At 59.4% G+C, this 18,763-nt stretch carries 15 protein-coding genes and 1 pseudogene; 7 read left to right on the forward strand and 9 right to left on the reverse strand.

All coding sequences use genetic code 11. The features are described from left to right. Nucleotides 1–41 precede the first annotated feature (41 nt). Nucleotides 42–1,400: a sigma-54 interaction domain-containing protein gene (locus tag CTR2_RS14935; RefSeq protein ID WP_087083073.1), complete on the reverse strand. Its 1,359-nt coding sequence runs from the start codon at nucleotides 1,398–1,400 to the stop codon at nucleotides 42–44. Between the two features lie 335 nt (nucleotides 1,401–1,735). Between CTR2_RS14935 and CTR2_RS14940 the strand changes: the two genes are divergently transcribed. The 3 genes from CTR2_RS14940 to acs all read left to right on the forward strand — a co-directional run bounded on the left by CTR2_RS14940 (nucleotide 1,736) and on the right by acs (nucleotide 6,211). Next, on the forward strand, nucleotides 1,736–2,503 hold the full coding sequence (locus tag CTR2_RS14940; protein ID WP_310220620.1) for an alpha/beta fold hydrolase: 768 nt from the start codon (nucleotides 1,736–1,738) through the stop codon (nucleotides 2,501–2,503). A 15-nt stretch (nucleotides 2,504–2,518) separates the two neighbouring features. After that, nucleotides 2,519–4,138 (forward strand): MFS transporter, encoded by a 1,620-nt coding sequence (locus CTR2_RS14945; protein WP_087083069.1) that lies wholly within the window; start codon nucleotides 2,519–2,521, stop codon nucleotides 4,136–4,138. A gap of 126 nt (nucleotides 4,139–4,264) precedes the next feature. Continuing rightward, on the forward strand, nucleotides 4,265–6,211 hold the full coding sequence (gene acs / locus CTR2_RS14950) for an acetate--CoA ligase (protein ID WP_087083067.1): 1,947 nt from the start codon (nucleotides 4,265–4,267) through the stop codon (nucleotides 6,209–6,211). 61 nt (nucleotides 6,212–6,272) lie between these two features. Here acs and CTR2_RS14955 read toward each other — a convergent pair whose 3' ends face one another. Next, complete coding sequence (locus tag CTR2_RS14955) at nucleotides 6,273–7,181, reverse strand: LysR family transcriptional regulator (RefSeq protein WP_087083065.1); 909 nt, start codon at nucleotides 7,179–7,181, stop codon at nucleotides 6,273–6,275. 154 nt (nucleotides 7,182–7,335) lie between these two features. Here CTR2_RS14955 and CTR2_RS14960 point away from each other — a divergent pair, with 154 nt between their 5' ends. Further along, nucleotides 7,336–8,334, forward strand: a complete 999-nt coding sequence (locus tag CTR2_RS14960) for a Bug family tripartite tricarboxylate transporter substrate binding protein (protein WP_087083063.1) — start codon at nucleotides 7,336–7,338, stop codon at nucleotides 8,332–8,334. 27 nt (nucleotides 8,335–8,361) lie between these two features. Further along, nucleotides 8,362–9,615: an amidase gene (locus CTR2_RS14965; protein WP_254913320.1), complete on the forward strand. Its 1,254-nt coding sequence runs from the start codon at nucleotides 8,362–8,364 to the stop codon at nucleotides 9,613–9,615. On the opposite strand, the pseudogene CTR2_RS14970 reads toward CTR2_RS14965, so the two are convergent. Continuing rightward, nucleotides 9,605–9,805: pseudogene (locus CTR2_RS14970) on the reverse strand (helix-turn-helix domain-containing protein); the annotation flags it as partial. The gene CTR2_RS14965 and the pseudogene CTR2_RS14970 overlap by 11 nt on opposite strands. 382 nt (nucleotides 9,806–10,187) lie before the next feature. Between CTR2_RS14970 and corA the strand changes: the two are divergent. After that, nucleotides 10,188–11,162 (forward strand): magnesium/cobalt transporter CorA, encoded by a 975-nt coding sequence (gene corA, locus CTR2_RS14975; RefSeq protein WP_087083059.1) that lies wholly within the window; start codon nucleotides 10,188–10,190, stop codon nucleotides 11,160–11,162. 638 nt (nucleotides 11,163–11,800) lie between these two features. On the opposite strand, the gene CTR2_RS14980 is transcribed toward corA, so the two are convergent. The 6 genes from CTR2_RS14980 to CTR2_RS15005 form a co-directional block, all read right to left on the reverse strand. After that, complete coding sequence (locus tag CTR2_RS14980) at nucleotides 11,801–12,769, reverse strand: quinone oxidoreductase family protein (RefSeq protein WP_087083057.1); 969 nt, start codon at nucleotides 12,767–12,769, stop codon at nucleotides 11,801–11,803. 106 nt (nucleotides 12,770–12,875) lie between these two features. Beyond that, the gene (locus CTR2_RS14985) at nucleotides 12,876–13,883 is read right to left on the reverse strand and encodes a porin (RefSeq protein ID WP_087083055.1); all 1,008 of its coding nucleotides are present in this window, start codon (nucleotides 13,881–13,883) and stop codon (nucleotides 12,876–12,878) included. A 90-nt stretch (nucleotides 13,884–13,973) separates the two neighbouring features. Further along, nucleotides 13,974–14,960, reverse strand: a complete 987-nt coding sequence (locus tag CTR2_RS14990; RefSeq protein ID WP_254913319.1) for a Bug family tripartite tricarboxylate transporter substrate binding protein — start codon at nucleotides 14,958–14,960, stop codon at nucleotides 13,974–13,976. 117 nt (nucleotides 14,961–15,077) lie between these two features. Beyond that, a complete protein-coding gene (locus CTR2_RS14995; protein WP_087083053.1) occupies nucleotides 15,078–16,004 on the reverse strand; it encodes a dioxygenase family protein in 927 nt (308 codons plus the stop codon). A gap of 36 nt (nucleotides 16,005–16,040) precedes the next feature. Next, entirely contained in the window at nucleotides 16,041–17,072 is a 1,032-nt protein-coding gene (locus CTR2_RS15000; protein ID WP_176391635.1) for a Bug family tripartite tricarboxylate transporter substrate binding protein, read from the reverse strand. A gap of 55 nt (nucleotides 17,073–17,127) precedes the next feature. After that, nucleotides 17,128–17,661, reverse strand: a complete 534-nt coding sequence (locus CTR2_RS15005) for a cupin domain-containing protein (RefSeq protein ID WP_087083051.1) — start codon at nucleotides 17,659–17,661, stop codon at nucleotides 17,128–17,130. Between the two features lie 176 nt (nucleotides 17,662–17,837). Between CTR2_RS15005 and CTR2_RS15010 the strand changes: the two genes are divergently transcribed. Next, entirely contained in the window at nucleotides 17,838–18,761 is a 924-nt protein-coding gene (locus CTR2_RS15010; protein ID WP_087083049.1) for a LysR family transcriptional regulator, read from the forward strand. Nucleotides 18,762–18,763: the final 2 nt, after the last annotated feature.

The following is an 18,763-nucleotide window of genomic DNA, read 5'->3' on the forward strand; positions in this document are numbered from 1 at the left end:
GAAGTAAACGTGCTCGAACTGCAATCACATCCGACCAAAGCCTAGCCATTCGTGATGCCGTGGGCATCCATGATGCGGTACAGATGCGCCCGGCTGATTCCCAGCAGTTCTGCCGCCCGGCGCTTGTTCCCCTTAGCTTGCGCCAATGCGGACTGGATTTCAGTCTTAGCCAGATGCTGCATGCGTCGCTTCAATGAAGCGCCGACCTCGGCGCTTGCTTGCTCCGGCACCGGTTCCACCTCGGTAAGAAGCAGTTTGCCGGTCACGAGCAGCCGCGTCAGTGCATTCTCCAGTTCCCGGACGTTTCCCGGCCACGGATGATGGAGCAGGCGTTGGCGGTCTTCTGCCGCCAGCCTTGGGCAGGGCTTGCCGAGCCGGGAGGCGATGCGCTCCAGCAACCGATCGGCAAGGGCTGCGATGTCGCTGCGCTCGCGCAGCGCGGGCACTTCGACCGTCAGAACGTTCAGCCTGTGATAGAGGTCTTCACGGAAGCGGCCCGCCTTGATCTGCTGTGTAAGCGATCGGTTGGTCGCGCAGATGATTCGCGCGTTGATGGTCATTGGGGTCGTTCCACCCACGCGAACAATCTCGTTGGTCTGGAGCACCCGCAGCAGGCTGGCCTGGAGCGACAGCGGCATGTCGCCGATCTCGTCCAGAAACAGCACGCCATCCGTCGCCAGCTCGAACTTTCCCGGTTTGCCGCGCTGGCGGGCGCCCGTGAATGCGCCGCTGTCGTAGCCAAACAGCTCGGCCTCGATCAGTTCGCTGGGGATGGAGGCGCAGTTGACCCATACAAAGGGGCCGGTGGATCGGTCTGACAGGGCGTGAACCACGTGCGCCGCCAGTTCCTTGCCGGTACCCGTCTCGCCGGAAACAAGTACCGGCAATTCGTACTGCGCGACCAGTTCGAGGGAGGCGCGATAGGCATCCATGCGTTCGCCGTGGCCCATGACATCCGCCAGCGTGAACCGGGATTGCCACTGTTTACCGCCTTGGGGCAATGAGAGTTCGGTCTTGAAAACGCGCCCGTAGGTGGACTTGAGCAGGCTCACGTCGGAGAACAATGCAAACCCTACGGCGCCGACGATTTCACCGTTGCGCCTTACCGGAACCTGCTTGGTTACCAGCTTGTGCCCTCGCACTTCCAGCGGGTAGCCGACCTGGGTTTCCTTCCCCTGGGCCACCAGATGCAGTTTGGTGGCCGGGCCGATCACATCGGCGATGTGACGCCCGACGAAATCCTCAGGGCTGCCGCCCAGCACCTGGCAGTACGGCTCGTTGATGAGAACGATGGTGCCCGCCGTATCGACAACAACCAGGCTGTCCGAGACGTGGTCAAGCACCAGTCTTAAAAACTCGGCCTCCTCGAATGGATCGAGAAGCCGCTCCGAAAGGGCCATGGAAGTCTCCTTTGTGAGATGCCGCAGTAGAAACCTCTGGCATCCACTGCAAGTGTCTCATATTGGAGATTTCAAAGACTCTGAAAAGAGACAGATTCATGATGGCACGCACTCACCTCGCCTTTTTGAAATCTAGCCGATGAGAGATTTATCAAATAAAAACAATATGTTAAGTTAATTCTTCTCTCGATCAGAGAGCTTGGCACAAGGTTTGCGTAAAGAGCATGGGCCTGGACACCTCCGGGCTCACCGGGGCTGGGCCTGTCCTTCAAAGAGGCGTCCAGTCTTTACAAAGACCAAACCAAAGGATGAGACAAATGACGCGCATCGATACGATGAATATTGGAGACACCGTGGTCCGGGTTTCGGGTACAGGAACACCGCTGGTGTTCGTTCATGGCTTCACGACGACTTCCGAGTTTTGGCGTGAGCAGGTCGAGCCGTTCTCGTCCAATCACAGGGTCATCCGCATCAACCTGCCCGGACACGGAGTGTCGCCCCGTCCCGAGGGGCGTGCCTACACCATCGAGGCGTTCGCCGATGACGTTCTGAAGGTGTATGAGACGCTGGAAATCAAGGACGCCGTTCTTATCGGCCTTTCGATGGGTGGAGCTATCGCCCAGCATTTCACACTGGGTCATCCGCAGCGCGTGCGGGCGCTGGTGCTGGTCGATACCACGCCGCATGGCCTGGGCGAAGACGTCAACGTGGACAACGTACTGAACGCAATCGAGGAACTGGGCGTCGTGACCGCCAGCCAGAACGTCATCGACCGCTCTTTCGGCAGCACCACAAGCGCGGAGTTGCTGGCCTTTGCCAAGGCGGAAGTGGCCCAAACCCCGGCCTTCGTGGCGCGGCAGGCCATCGCCTCGCTCAATGCCACCGACAGCCGCGCACGGCTGGGCGAAATCCATGTGCCCACGCTGATCCTAGTGGGCAACGAAGACATCATTACGCCGCCGTGCGAATCCGAGGTGCTGGTAAAGGGCATCCCCAACAGCCGGCTGGAGGTCATCGCCGACGCGGGGCATTTCCCGATGCTAGAGCAGCCCCAAGCCTTCAACCGTGTGCTGACCGAATTCCTGGCCCAGCAAACCAACTGATGATGGGAGGCCACCATGCAAGCCCAATCCCAGACACCCCATGCCCCCTCGGTCCCTGCCCACCAACAAGACACTAAGCGCGTCGTCTTCGCTGCAGCGCTGGGAACCGTGTTCGAGTGGTATGACTTTTTCATCTACGGATCGCTCGCCGCCTTCTTCAGCACCTTGTTCTTCCCCAAGGGCAATGAAACCGCGGCTTTGCTCGCGGCGCTGGCGACGTTCGGTGCCGGCTTCGTGCTGCGTCCTTTCGGCGCCATCGTCTTCGGCCGCCTCGGCGACGTGGTCGGGCGCAAGAAGACCTTTCTCATCACCATGCTGGTGATGGGCTTCGCTACGGCGGGCATCGGCCTGCTGCCGACCTATGCATCGGTGGGCTGGACTGCGCCGGCGTTGCTGGTGATCTTGCGCCTGCTGCAAGGTCTGGCCGTGGGCGGCGAGTTCGGCGGTGCAGTTACCTACGTGGCCGAGCACTCCGCCGCGAACAAGCGGGGCTTCACGACCAGTTGGATCCAGATCACCGGCACACTCGGGCTCTTCATCTCCCTGATCGTGATCGTGCTGTGCAAATCGTCGATGTCGGAAGACGCATTCGCAAGCTGGGGCTGGCGCCTGCCGTTCATCGGCTCAATCGCGCTGTTGCTGCTCTCGCTCTACATCCGTCTGAAGCTGCACGAGTCGCCGGTCTTCGAGGAGATGAAGAAGCAGGGGCGCACGTCTAAGAACCCCATCGCCGAGACACTGGGCAACGGCAAGAACCTGCGCATCGTGCTGGTGGCCATCTTCGGCATCGTCGCGGGCCAGGCGGTCATTTGGTACACAGGCCATTTTTACAGCCTGTACTTCATGACCACGACGCTCAAGATGACGCACGAACAGGCGGACCTCTACCTGCTCAGCGCGCTGACGTTGGGCACGCCGTTCTTCCTGTTCTTCGGCTGGCTCTCCGACAAGATCGGGCGCAAGTGGATCGTGCTGACGGGGTGCGCGCTTTCCGCCCTGTGCTTCATGCCGCTGTTCCAGGCATTGGCCACCTATGGCAATCCGGCACTTGCCGAGTTCCGCGCCAAGACTGTGGTGACAATCAGCGGCAACGATTGCCGTGAAGACCAGTCGGTGATCGGCCAGTTGTTCAAGCCACAGGCAACGACGCCATGCACGCGGACCAAGGCGCTGCTGACGGCACAGTCCGTGCCCTATACCGTCAAGGCTGACGCGGAGCCTCCGCGCATCCAGATCAACGGTGAAAACCTGCAAGACCCCACCGAAGCGAGATTGCTGGCAGCGCTGACGGAGAAGGGGCTGCCAGCAGCTAAAGCGCCGGTGCAGCCCAACGGGCCGATGGTGGTTGCCGTCCTGTTCGCGTTGGTCTTCCTGGCAACCATGGTCTACGGGCCGTTGGGCGCATTGCTGGTCGAGTTGTTTCCGGTGCACATACGGTACAGCGGCGTTTCGCTGGCCTTGCAGTTGGGCAATGGATGGATCGGTGGATTCGCTCCCTTTGTCGCCACGGCCGTCGTCATTGCCACGGGCAACATCTTCGGGGGCCTCTGGTACACCGTGGGCTTTGCGGGCCTGACGGCTGTCATTGGTGCGTTCCTCTTGCCGGAAACGCGCAATCGCGACCTGCGTGAATAGCGCCAAGTATCGCCGACACAGAAGCAGGGACTGTATCGCTGCGCCATGCAGTGCCTGCCACTCCATCCCTTCCGTGTTTCCTCTGGACTCTTTCGGAAGCGTTCAGAACAACAAAAGAGACAAGCCATGACACAGGACGTGTATCCCGTACCTGCCGGGTTCGCCGGCCCCAACACCATCGACCAGGACGGCTACGACAGGCTGTATCAGGAATCGGTGAATGATCCCGAGGCTTTCTGGCGCCGCATCGCCAAGCGTTTGCAATGGTTCAAGGAACCCACGCAAATCAAGGACACCAGTTTCAAGCCCGACGACTTCCGTATCCGCTGGTTTGCCGATGGCGAACTCAACGCCAGCGTCAATTGCCTGGATCGGCACCTCGACACACGCGGCGACAAGACGGCCATTCTGTGGGAGCCGGACGATCCGAACACGCCAGCACAGAAGATCAGCTATCGCGAGCTACATGAGCGGGTATGCCAGCTGGGCAACGCACTGCGCAGGCTCGGTGTGCACAAGGGCGATCGCGTGACTGTCTATCTGCCGATGGTGCCGGATGCCACCGTGGCGTTGCTGGCCTGCGCGCGCATCGGCGCCATCCACAACGTGGTGTTCGGCGGCTTCTCGCCCAGTTCGGTGGCGGACCGCATCCGCGACAGCGGCGCCAAGCTCATCATCACGGCCGATGAAGGATTGAGAGCTGGCCGAAGGGTTCCCCTGAAGGCCAACGTGGATGCGGCCCTGCAGCAAGAGGGCACCGACAGCGTGGGCAAAGTCGTCGTTCTGCAGCATACCGGGGGTGAGGTGGCATGGCAGCAAGATCGCGATGTCTGGCTGCACGAAATCACTGCCGATGAGCCAGCGCAGTGCGAACCCGAACGCATGAATGCGGAGGATCCGCTGTTCATACTCTACACCTCTGGGTCCACTGGCAAGCCCAAGGGCGTGGTGCACACCACGGGCGGCTATCTGGTCCATGTCAGCTACAGCCACGAGGCCGCATTCGATCTGCGCGAGGACGATGTTTTCTGGTGTACCGCCGATGTCGGCTGGGTCACGGGGCACAGCTACATCATCTATGGCCCGCTGGCTAACGGTGCCACGACGTTGATCTTCGAGGGTGTCCCGAGCTATCCGGACAATTCGCGCTTCTGGCAGGCGGTTGACAAGCACCAGGTCACCATCTTCTACACGGCCCCGACAGCCATCCGCGCACTGATGCGAGACGGGGATGAGCCGGTGAGGAAGACCTCACGCCAGTCGCTGAGAGTGCTGGGCTCCGTAGGAGAGCCCATCAATCCCGAAGCCTGGCGCTGGTACCACAAAGTGGTCGGTAACGGCAAACTGCCTATCGTCGACACCTGGTGGCAGACCGAAACGGGCGGCTTCATGATCGCGCCGATTCCAGGGGCCATGCCGCTCAAGCCCGGCTCGGCCAGCAGGCCATTCTTTGGCGTGCAACCTGCGCTGGTCGATGCGGAGGGGCATCCCATCGAAGGCGCGGGCGAAGGCAATCTGATCATCTCCGACTCCTGGCCAGGCCAGGCGCGCACCGTTTTTGGCGACCATCAGCGCTACATCGACACATACTTCAGTGCCTATCCCGGCGTGTACTTCACCGGAGATGGCTGCCGCCGCGATGCAGACGGCTATTACTGGATCACGGGCCGCGTCGATGACGTCATCAATGTCAGCGGCCACCGTATCGGCACCGCAGAACTGGAGAGTGCGCTGGTGTCACACCCCAAGGTGGCCGAAGCTGCCGCGGTCGGCTTCAACCATGACCTCAAAGGCCAGGGTATCTACGTATACGTCACGCTGGTGGCCGGCGAGGAGCCTGGCGACGAACTGCGCAAGGAGTTGACGGCGTATGTGCGCAAGGTAATCGGCCCCATCGCCACGCCAGACTTCCTGCAATGGGCGCCAGCGCTACCCAAGACGCGTTCGGGCAAGATCATGCGGCGCATCCTGCGGAAGATTGCGGAGAATGCCCCTGACCAACTCGGCGACACCAGCACGTTGGCCGATCCGGCGGTGGTCGAGCGGCTGATGAAGGATCGCCTCAATACATAGGACTCCGTGCAGAGCTACTGAGCGGAGCAAGGGCGGGGCCTGCTCCCCTGTCCCTACCGCATCAAATCCGAGCCAAGCTCACTGCCGAGGCGTCCGGACATAGCTGCGCCACGAACTGTTCGCGAAGCCAGTGGCGCGGCGCGTCGCGCTTGACGCAGACGCGGTGTTGGCGCAAAGCCCAGGGCTCATCCAGTGCTGCAATTACCGTATGCGCTTCGTCCTGGGGCGTGACTGCCGAGCGCGGCAAGATAGCCAGTCCTGCTCCAGAGGCTACGAGTGCTGCAATTGCCCCAAACCCTGTTACCTGTACGCGCACATCAAGACGGCCGCCAAGCAGCACCGCCTGATTGGTCAGATAGGTATGCAGTGCGGTCCCGGTCTGAAGACTGATGAAGGGGTGATTCAGGCAATCGGAAAAACGTAGCGAGCGGTGCTGGGAAAACGCATGGCGACGCGGCAACAGCACGACGAAATAATCTTCCCGGTAGGGGTAGAAAAAAAGTTGCGGATGGTCGGTATCCACAGCCACGATCCCCACATCGGCACGCCCCTCGGCCACAGCCGGAATGATGTCTGTGCCCATGCGCTCCTGCAGATGAATGCGAACATCGGGATAGCTAGCCAGAAAGGCCGCAAGATCCTGAGGCAAGAATGAGTGCAGGACATTGTTGTTCGCCAGCACCGTGAGCCGGCCGCTCAAGCCTTGGGCAAAGGGAGCCAGGTCACCCTCCATCTGCACGAGACCAGCCACGCATCGCTGCACATGCTCAAGCATGATTTCTCCGGCGGCGGTCGGTACGACGCCACGTGCGTGGCGGACAAAAAGCGCCGTGCCCAACGCCTCTTCAAGCGCCTTGATCCGGAGGCTGGCCGACGAGGGGGAGAGATGGCATCGGGCAGCGCCACGCGACACATTCCCTTCCTGGCAAATCGCATGGAACACTCTCAAATCAGTCAGTTCGTAGCGCATTGTCTTTTTGCTGTTGTGAAATCCCAAGTGTGGCTCCATTAAGGAAAATGACAAAGCGTTTGTAAAAGACAAAACCATGATTTGAGAAATCTCGCTTGTTGGGACTGAGCACTCTTTGAATACTTCAGCTTTGATTTACTCAAGGAGACAAACAATGGTTTTGCACGCTACGCTGCGACGTCGGGTTCTGTGGGGCCTATTGGGCGCGACGCTCAGCCCATCGGTGCTGGCCGCTCTAGCATCGGCATCCGGCTACCCCCAACGCCCCGTGACCTTCATTTCCCCCTTCCAAGCGGGTGGCGCCACTGATTTGATGGCGCGTGTGCTGGCTCAAAAGCTCGGAGCAGCTTTGGGGCAGCCGTTCGTAGTGGAAAACCGAGTCGGCGCTACCGGCCTCATCGGGGAAACCTCCGTCATGCGTGCCAAACCCGACGGCTACACCATCCTCATCGCCAGCAACAGCAGCCACGTGATTGCGCCACTGCTACAGGGCAAGCGGCCATTCCATCCGGTGAATGACTTTGAGCCGATCAGCATGCTCAGCAGCTATCCCTTGGCATTGACAGTGGCGGCGGGGTCGCCCTTCAAGTCTGTCGCCGATCTGCTTGCGCAAGCCAAAACACAGCCTGGCACGCTCAACTTCGGCAGTGTGGGACAAGGCAGTGTCATTCACCTCGTGAGCGAACAGTTCGCGCAGCAGGGGCAGGTCAAGCTCACACACATTCCGTACAAGGGCACTCCCGCGTTGACCACGGCACTCCTGTCTGGAGAGATCGAGATGCGGTTTGACAGCGTGGGGTCCACTAAGCCGCTGGTGGAGGCCGGCCGTGCCAAGGTATTGGCTGTCTCCGGGCCTACACGGTCTACGCTGATGCCCCAGGTTCCAACGTTGCGCGAGGCTGGGGTCAGTGGCGTAGACGCCCTTGTATGGGTAGGAGCCTTTGCCCCTAAAGGTACGCCACAGCCGATCGTGGATCTACTGCGCGAAAAGATGCAATCCCTGCTTCGCAATGATCCAGAAGTCAAGCGCGTGCTAGCCGGCAACGGAATGGACCCCATCGGTTCGCAAAGTACCGAGTTCGCAAAGGCCATAGCGGACGAGTCCAACCGCTGGTCCCAACTGCTGACCCGGATCGACCTGCAACTCAATTGATCTAACTAGACAGGAAAATTTTCAGATATGCCTATGCTTGAAAAAGCGGCTCGCAATGATTTGCTGCAACCGGGGCTTGGCGGAGCCTTTGTACGCGAGGGTTTTGGTACTGCTCCGCCTTTTACGCCGACCGGCAATGCCCTGGCCGGCATGCGCATGGGGGTCAAGGATATATTCCTTGTGCAGGGTCAACGCATGGGAGGTGGAACGCCGGCCTGGGGAGCGCAGCAACCTATCGCCCAAGAAAGTGCACCAGCAGTGCAACTGTGCCTGGAAGCAGGCGCGCACTGGATCGGAAAGACGGTCACGGACGAGCTGGCCTACAGCCTTGCAGGTATCAATCATCACTATGGCATGCCCCACAACGCCGGTGCGCCGGGGCGACTACCTGGAGGTTCATCATCTGGCTCGGCTGCTGCCGTGTCCGCTGGTGACGTAGACTTCGCGCTCGGCACCGACGCTGGTGGTTCCTGCCGGTTGCCAGCCAGCTATTGCGGTATTTGGGGAATCCGGACGACGCAAGGGCGCTTGCCGGGTGGGGGATTCAAACTGGCACCCAGCTTCGATACCGTCGGCTGGTTTGCCAAGTCCGGCGAAGACATGGCACGCATTCATGCCGTGATCGACAATGAGGCTGTACACGAGGCCCAGCCTGACCTTCAGATACTCCTGTTTGAAGACACCCTGCATGTGTGTGACCCTGACGTTCGCACCATGTTCATGGACGATTTGCAGCGACTCGGCCTGAATGAGCAGTGGTTACCTGCCGGCGAACTTCCTCTTGCTCACTGGGCGCAAACCCACCGTATCCTGGCAGGAGCGGAAACTTGGAGCATCCATGGCGATTGGGTGACAGCACACGGCGCAGCATTGGGGGCTGATGTCCGCGCCCGGTTCGGGTTCGCTTCGCAAGCCGCTCAAGAAGACCTGGCGGTGTGGCAACTCGTCCGAGATGCCGCTACCCGTATGCTCGACAAGCTGTTTGCTGATACAGGGGCATTCGTGCTGCTACCTACTGTTCCGGGGCCAGCGCCCATGTGCGACACCGCAGCTCATGGATTGCAACGCATGCGAGAAATGGCGCAGCAGTTGCTTTGCATCGCAGGACTGGCAGGGCTTCCGCAGGTGAGCTTTCCGTGGCGCAATGTGGATGGAGCACCGGTAGGCATGTCCATCATTGGCCCTCGCGATGCAGATGCCCAGGTGTTGGCTGCAGCCATTGATTGCCACAAGCGCATGACGACCGATGTTCCTGCAGCGGCTAAAGACGCTATTCGTTGACGGGGTTGAATGTGCTTCGGTACTGCTGAGGAGTGATGCCCACGCAGCGCACAAAAGCTCTGCGCATGCGTTCTGAATCCACAAAGCCGCATTCAAAGGCAATGGCTTTCAGGGGCGTGGCGCTGCACTCCAGCATGGATCGGGCCGCATCCACCCGTGCCCGCTCCACAAACTCCGAAGGCGTTATTTGAAGCTCTTTCCTAACAGGTACCTAAGGTTTGTGGCGCTGCCCCATCAAGTCTGCCGCTCACGCCTACCTACCGGACGACAGCTTCTGGCCGAGAACAGCATTTCGTCCTTTCCTCCAACAGCAGTCCTTCAAGCCGTTGCTGCCCAGTTGAATCCACGCTGACAGTGGCCTGCAGAACGCCTGCTCTAAGCGTCAGTTCACTTGGCTCAGCAATTCGACCCCGCTGCCAGTTTTGCCGTCACAACAGCGCCAAAGGAAGAAAGGACGTTGAACAACACCTGTCCATCTCTCCCAAGCCCAAGCATTGTCTGTCTATCGCTACCCTCTGCCATGATAGAGGCATGGCACCATTGAGCTTATCGATTGTGGAAAGAGGATCTCGATGCTGATCAATTGCGTAGCCTACGAAAAGGGATCCAAGCTGGCAGATATTGCTGTCGCAGATATCAGCGAGTACATCGCAAGGCCTGACTGCTTTGTCTGGGTGGCCTTGTCCGATGCAACGTCGGCTGAGCTGGATGAAATGCGTGAAGAGTTCAACCTGCACGAACTCGCCGTGGAGGATGCCAGCCACGGACACCAAAGACCCAAGATCGAGGAATACGGCCAGTCCCTCTTCACAGTCATGCATCTTCTGGAGCCTGATCCCGCTCAACCCGGTCATTTCAACCTGGGTGAGGTGGACGTGTTCATTGGCTCCAACTACGTTCTGTCGGTCCGAAATCGCAGCAAACAAGGTTTCCTAGGGGTCCGGGATCGTTGCGAGAAAGAGCCCGAGCTACTCAAGCACGGCTCAGGCTTTGTCTTGTATGCGCTGATGGACGCGGTGGTTGACCGCTACTTCCCCATCATTGAAGCCCTGGAAGCCGAGCTGGAAGCAGTCGAGCTACAGATCTTCACGCAGCGAGCTGCACGCGAGAGCATCAAGCAGCTGTATGGGCTGAAGCAACGTGTCATGATCCTCAAGCACGCGGTTGCTCCATTGCTGGAGGCCGTGAGCAAGCTCCACGGCGGACGTGTACCTCAGGTCTGCGCAGGATCGCAGGACTACTTCCGCGATGTAGCTGACCACCTGGTCCGCATCAATGGACTCATCGAAGGAATGCGCGACACCATAGCGACTGCGATGCAGGTCAACCTCGCGCTGGTCACAATCGATGAAAGCGAAGTCACCAAACGACTGGCAGCTTGGGCAAGCATCTTTGCGATCTGTACTGCCTTTGTGGGCGTCTGGGGAATGAATTTCGAGCATATGCCAGAGTTGAAGTGGCAGTATGGCTACCCTGTTGCACTGCTGCTGATTGTCTGCGTGTGCAGTTATGTTTACTACCGTTTTCGCCGGGCCGGCTGGCTATGACATCAGCTTGAATCCGTACTGGGTACATCCTTTTGAATGCAGTCATCCGCAACAACAATGATCGAGCCGCAGCGGCGCCAAGCGCTCTGTCCAGACATTTCCAACAATTCTCGTCGCACAAGCTGCGCAGCTAAAGCCCGGTGCCCCCGCTCTGCCGTCGCCGCTTGATGAAGTTGGTCATGGGCGGGAATGGCTTGGAGCAGCCGCTCCGGGTATCTCCGGCGCTGACTGCTTTAGGCCGCTGATCTGAGTCATTCACGATCTAGCATCTGAACGGTCCCCCCGACACCAGACGTTGAATGCTGCCTGTCCTGAACAGCCGCGTCCCTCACGGGACTAGTCGCTCGATTGCGTGGTTCGGCACCAAGAATCGCTTCTGGATGTTGCGACAGGCTCATGTCGACCCACGGCAGATGTTCGACATGAAGCTTCTGCCGTGCTGAAAAACGGGGATGAGCAGGAAAACATTCAGGCTTATTTGTTGGCAACGGCCACTTGATTGCGACCTTTTGCTCTGGCCTCGTTGAGTGCTCCATCAGCCATGTCAATGAGCGTAGAGGGAGGCGACTCCAGAAATCTCCACGCCCGCCAGCGCTAACTAGGGACTGGGCTACATCAGGGGGACTATAGGCAGCAGTTCATGATGGCCTTATCGTGAAAACGATGCGCTCCGTGGCTGGTCTTTGCCACGCCTCTTCCACTTCGCTCAGCGGCACGGCTTCAGCATCGATCTTCAGCCCTGCAGGCCCGACCGCCTGTAGCAGCTTTCCGACCACCTTGGCGATCCCTCTGGGCGAGACACTGCCCAGCCCGCTGCCAAGCAGCTCCAGGCCGGTGCTTCGCAGAGTACCGGGATTCAGGGCAATGCTTGCCCCCGCAAGCATGCCGATGTTCACGAAACGCAGGCGCGGAGCGTCTTCGCTGTGATCATGGCTCATGGTTGCAGCAAGAATGCTTGCAGCTGGTGGACCCCACAGATAGTCGAGGACGATGTCAGTACCACGCCCCAGGATTTCATCTCTCAGTTCGGCAGTGAGCCGGTCCGCTGGCTGATCTAGACAAATAAATCGGTCTGCCCCGAGGGCTCGCAGCTCAGCTTCCACCGCAGGATTGCGAGCCGTTGCGATCACTCGTGATGCGCCCAGGTACTTTGCTATCTGGATCGCCAGACGCCCGGAGACACCCGCAGCGCCATTGATCAGAACTCGCTCACCAGGCTGGAAATGCGCACGCTCCTGCAATGCAGCCCACGACGACATTCCAGGCAGCGCAATGGCGGCAGCAGTGACATCGTCAACGGAGTCAGGCACAGGCACACAGCAATCAGCCTTTACAGCGACCACTTCGCCCATTGCTCCCACCGGAGTTCGCGGGAATGCGAAATACACCCGCTGGCCGTTCTCCAGCACACCGACACCATCGGCACCAGGCGCCCACGGAAAGACTTTACTGCTGCTGTAGTGCGTTCCATTAGCCTGTGCGCGCACAAGCTGACTGAGTGCTGCCGCACGCACCTTCACCAGGACTTCGCCAGTCGCAGCCTGGGGCGCATCAATATTGCCGTAGCGCGGCGGGCGATCAAAGGCATGAACAATCGCGGCTTTCATCGTTGATAACTCCGATAGATGGAAATGGATATACAAGCGTGTTCGTTCGCATCCATGTGAAACGGGTGCGCTACACGTCTACATTGGCTTCGTGCGTGAAGCCACCTCAGAACGAATGATTGATACCGAACTGAACCCCTTGTGAGTTCTGACCAGGAGATCCTTCGGGAGACACATCGGCAGTGACGTAGGCCGAGTTGCCCTTATTACTGATGTGCGAGTAAGCGGTGTACAGCGTCGTGCGTTTGCTGAGCTTGTAGTCGTAGCCCACAGCGATCTGCCTTGCCTTGTCAGACGTACCGGACACCTTCGCCTGCGCGACCGAAGTCTTGATGGTGCCTGCGCCGCTAACAGGTATGGCAGCCCCGATCAGGTAGTAGTTCTGTTTGTATCCTTCGAGCTTTTGCTGGAGGTAGTTCGCATAGGCTTTGACCACGCCAAAATCATAAGAGCCGCCCAGAGTGGCCGTGTTGTAGTCGCCTGCGGCCATCTTTGTCTGACCGTAGGCGGCTGCAATATTGAAGGGTCCTTTGGCGTAGCCAATGCGGCCGCCGAGATACTTGGCACCATCCACGTTCTCGCCAGCCGCATAAGAGAGCTGGCCATAAATTCCCAACTCATTCTTGGGCAGGAAGTAACCAATCGAGTTGCTGGCACGGGACAGGGTCTTGGCTCCGTGCGAGCCCAGCGGCCACCCATCTATCAGGTTGCTGCTGCCACCGACGCCCACCGTACCGAAAGGCGAGAACTGGGAGACGTTCCAGAAGGCCGGGGTGTAGTCGCGGCCCAAGCGGATCTCGCCGAGTTGCCTGCTGGTCAGACTGACGGTCGAGCGCCGTCCAAAGAACGCACTTTGTGTTGCTCCCGTATCAGGAAGGACCGCGGCCTCCAGCCAGAAGCCTGCAGTAAGGCCTCCGCCAAGATCTTCCGTGCCACGAAATCCGATGCGGCTAGGCAGCAAGTAGCCGCCTTGGTCCATGCCCGTGACATGTTGGTTACCTGCTTTGGCATAGGTCACGTTGAGATCAATGCTACCGAAGACGCTGACATTGGATTGGGCGTGAGATGCCAGAGCTGCCGTCACGCCAAACAAAGCAAATATTTGGGATTTCATCGATGTACTTTCTTGAATTCGAGCTCTCTGGCGACTGCGCTGTCACACAGAGAGCGGATTACTACCTCGAAAATTGCGCGAGACAGCCCATCAGGACTCAAGGCGTATGCCAGCTTGCTTGATGAGTGCTGCCGTCTCGACGAACTCATCGCTCACAAATTTCGCAAACTGCGGTTGGGACATGGGCGTAGCCTCCACACCGAGCTTTTCGAAGCGAGTGATGGTCTCGGGGGCCTTCAACGCCTTGACGACCTCGGCGTTTAGGCGGGTGACTACCTCGCGGGGGGTCTTCGCGGGTGCGAACATGCCAACCCAGAAAAGCTGATCCGCATTGCGCAGGCCACTTTCCGTAGTGGTGGGTACGTTGGGCAGCAAGGGGGAGCGCTTGGAAGCCCCAATGGACAGGGCCTTGAGCTTGCCCGCCTGAACCAATTGAACAGCCAGGGCGAGAGGTAGGAGGAACCAGTCAATGCGCCCGCCAATGACGTCATTCACGCCTTCGGGAGTTCCGCGATAAGGCACATGCAGCACGTCGAGGCCCGCCGCCATGCGGAATTTCTCACCAGCGATGTGCGCACCGCTGCCACTACCGGACGATCCATAGCTGAATGTGCCAGGAGATTTCTTCACCTTGGCGATGAGGTCTTGCAGGGAGGTGTAACCCTTCTGTGGCGAGACGACAAGCACATTGGGCATCGAGGCCAACATCGCGACCGATGCAAAGTCCCTCAGGGTGTCGTACTTCAGCGCAGGATAGAGGGATGCATTAGCAACATGTCCGGCCGAATGGATCAGCAGTGTCTGGCCATCCGCAGGTGAAGTCGCGACCTGCGCAGCACCAAGGGTGCCGCCAGCACCCGGCTTGTTATCCACGACGAAAGGTTGAGCAAGATAATTATTCAGTCGCTCGCCGACGATGCGGCTGATGACATCCGTGGTGGATCCTGCCGTGAAAGGCACCACCACCCTCACCGGCCCGCTTGGATAGTTGGACTGCGCAAAGGTTTTAAACGGTACTGCGGCTGAGCCACAAGTTACCGCTGTCCATTGAAGTAGCTGTCTGCGATCGATCTTCATCGTTTGTCTCCTTGTTTTTTCCTAGGGTGTATGTGAGGCGCTTCTATGGCGCCTTCTGACTCTGAGTTACTCAACAACAAAGGGGCCAGTTGTTTTGAGAAACCAGCTATTCCTTATTTAAGGCAATGGCGGTGTAGGAAGGCGTGTCTCGCCGGGTTCCAGGCACAGTTCCACGTCCAGATGAAAATGGCCTTGGGCATCTGGCTGGAAGTCGCGCAGCAGCGACCCCACTGCACCGAAGGCCGCATCGCTGTAAGCGAAGGGGTCTCGGGAGTCGAAGATCTGCGTCGTGAGCACCTTGTGTCCGGACGCGATGGCAATGAAGTGCAGATGCGCCGGACGCATGTGGTTACGGCCTTGCAGTGCCAGCAATTCGCCGCAGGGCCCGTCGATCGGAACGCCGTAACCAGACGGGCGCACGCTCTCAAACCAGAACCGCCCGTTGGCGTCAGTCTCAAACACGGCGCGCAAATTCATGTCGTCTTGCTCCGGGTCCTGGTTCTCGTACAGTCCGCCTGGCGCCGCCTGCCAGGTCTCCACACGAGCTCCGGCAATCGGCTTGCCGTCGGTGGAGACGACCTTGCCGCGCACGAACAAGGGCGAGCCGCCGGTCTCCTCGGATGCGATGTTCGCGCCATTGGGAAGCAGGGGCTGGTTGGCACGCCAGAATGGGCCAATCAACGCAGGCTCGGTACCTCCGGCAGCCAGGATGGCCTTGGCGTCCAGCAGGAGCACATGGGTTGCCAAGCCAAGAATGTCGGCCAACAAAATGCCCTCGTGCTTTTCTGGGCCGGTGGCCTGGCCTACCCGGACCATGAAATCCAACCCCTTGTGCAACTCGTCATAGGTCAGCTTGACCTCGGATGCGAAGGCATGGATGTGCCGTATCAAGGAGTCGAGGACTTCGCGCGTACGGGTATCCTTCGTGCCTTGGTTGGCTTGCAGCACGGCCTGCAAAAGGGCCTCGGGGTTGGCCGGAATGGATTGCTGCTGTTGCTGTTGAGGTCTGTCCGCCTTCTGGCGTTCTACTGCGGTGATCGACATATGTCTCCTTGGATTCTTGAGGTACTTGTCTCGAGGTCAGTCGGCGTGGATATTGGCCGCGGCAGCCACCTTGGCCCAACGGGGGACTTCTTCGGCGACTCTGCTAGCCAACTCCGTTGGAGTGCCAGCAACGGCAGTGAAGCCCATGTCGTGCAGACTCTTGGCGACTGAAGGGGTCTGAACGAACCGACGCACCTCAGCATGAATGCGTGCAATGGCAGCGCTCGGTGTACCTGCTGGAGCAAACAACGCTTGCATGGTTTCGGACCGATATCCCGGGAAGCCGCTCTCTGCAACCGTTGGTACATTCGGCAGGTCAGGCCAGCGCTGCAGGCTGCCCACAGTCAACGCGCGCAACTTGCCCGCCTCGATCTGAGGACTGGCAACCGGTAGCGCCACGAGCGAGCAATCCACCTGCTTCCCCAGCACTGCCTGTACTGCGGGAGCGGACCCCGAGTACGGGATATGCATCAGGCTCACCTTGGCTCGCTGCCACAGCAGCTCCCCCCCCAGATGAACGCTGTTGCCCTTCCCTGGCGTCGAATAGTTCAAGCCGCCTTCCTTGGTCTTCGCCGAAGCGAGCAGGTCTGATAGCGTGGAAATAGGACTGTCAGCGGGCACCACGATGACATCAGGCGAAGTGACGACCAGCGATATCGGTGCGAACTGCTTGGTGGGGTCGTAAGGTCGCTTGTCGGGATACAAGGCGGGATTCGTCACGAAGGAGGACGAAGCGAGCAGCAAAGTATGGCCGTCTGGTACGGCTCGGGCGACAGCCGCAATACCGATATTGCCGCCCGCGCCGGCCCGGTTCTCCACGATGACGGATTGTCCAAGAGCTTGCCCTAAATGGGCTGCCAACAGACGCGCCACCATGTCCGAGGTGCCGCCTGCAGCAAACGGAACGATTATTCGCATGGTTCCCTTGGGAGTCCAGGCTTTCGCTGTAGAGGATTGAGGTGCGGGCTGCTGCGCCAGGGCGGGAAGCACGCCGGCCACGCCTGCCCATGCCAGCGCCAGGTTCAGCACCCGACGTCGGCTCCACTGGCGTGCGTATGGATGAGTCATTGCTGCTCCTTGTTCAATGCGGTGGGCGGCGGCAGGACCAGCCTGCCGCACGGCATCACTTTTCCGTAGACGTCTCGGCGATGTAGCCATCCTGGCCATAGACCAGGCCCGTGGCTTCGGCAGCCTTGACGACATCGGGGTGCCAGGCAATACGGCCGCACTCCTCGTCGGTACCGCCCACCACCGAATACACAACCAGGGCGTGGTCGTTGGGGTTGCGAAAGCCGCGCATAGTGCCGATGGGGCACGAGATAACGTCCCACTGGTTGAGCATTACCGAGTACTGGCCCTTTTCACCCCAGATCACTTCCATCTGGCCGTTGAGCGGGCAGAACACCTCTTCGGTCTTGTGTGCATGCAGGCTGGCGCCCTGTCCGACCGGGATCTCGATGAACGTCACGCCAAAGCGGTGATTGCCGGGAATGGCCGGCTCCACGCCCTTGTTCTCCAGCACGCCACGATTCATGATCTTGTAGATGTTCTTCTTCATCCCGGGCAGGCGGCTCTCGATGAAGGTTTCGCGGTAAGGCTCCACCTTGCCCCAGCGGGCAATGCGTGTTGCTTCCATTTCTTGCGGGTTGATATCCATTTCGATTCCTTAATGCGATTAGTGATTGAAAGAACAGAAAGCCAATAAATTTCTCTCTGTGGGATGAACTTTAAGAACTTGATCACCCTCAGTCCAAGACCATTTTCTGAACGATTCGATAACATTTCGGCATCGAGAATTGACTGCATACTTCGCAGGTCAAAACCGGAGATTCGATGGACTTGCGACAGCTTCGATATTTCGTTGTTCTGGCCACTCAGCAGCATTTCGGCCGTGCGGCCAGCGTGCTGCACGTGGCGCAGCCCGCGCTGAGCCGCCAGATCCAGCTCCTTGAGGAGGAGCTGGGTGTGCAGTTGTTCGAGAGGCACCCGCGGGGTGCCACACCGACTCCAGAAGCCTTGTTCCTGCTGGAACGAGCCTCCTTCTTGCTTCGATACGCAGAACAGATGAAGCAGGACATGACCGCCCTGCAGCGCGATGCCCGGGGACCGGTGGTCATAGGCATGTCACCTGGCCTGGCCCAGTTGCTGGTGGTCCCGTTGACCAAGGCCGTGCATCAGAACCTTCCCGACGTCAGGCTGCGGGTGGAAGAAGGCTTCTCGCCAGCGCTGCACTCCATGCTGCTGCAAGGTGCCCTGGATATCGCCGTGCTCAATGGCCCGGTACAGTTGTCGAACCTGATCAGCTTTCCATTGCTCGATGAGGAGATCTGCCTGATCGGACGTAGCGACGATCCGGCCCTTAAGCGCCGGCGCATTGCCATCCAGCGGCTTGCAGGAATGCCGCTGGTGATGACCGGTCTGGCCAAGTCAGGTGTGCGCCTGGAGCTCGAAGCAGGGATCGCGCATGCTGGATTGACTCTGAACCAGGTGGTGGAGGTAAGCACCATGGAGGTGGCGAAGCGCCTGATACAGGAGAAAGTCGGCCTGACAGTGCACTTTGCAGCGGCCGTGAAGCGGGAGCTCGACCTCGGCATGCTGGCAGCAGTCCCCATTGAGGGACTGCAGCTGCGGCGCATTCTTGCAAGGGTCGCCGATAGACCTCCGTCCAAGGCCACCGAAGAACTCATTGACATCTTTCGCAATGTAGTCGAGGCAGAGGTACAGAGCGGCAACTGGCCGAACGCAGTTCTCCTCTAGCT

Source organism: Comamonas thiooxydans (assembly GCF_002157685.2).
In the GTDB taxonomy this organism is placed as follows: Bacteria; Pseudomonadota; Gammaproteobacteria; order Burkholderiales; family Burkholderiaceae_C; genus Comamonas; species Comamonas testosteroni_H.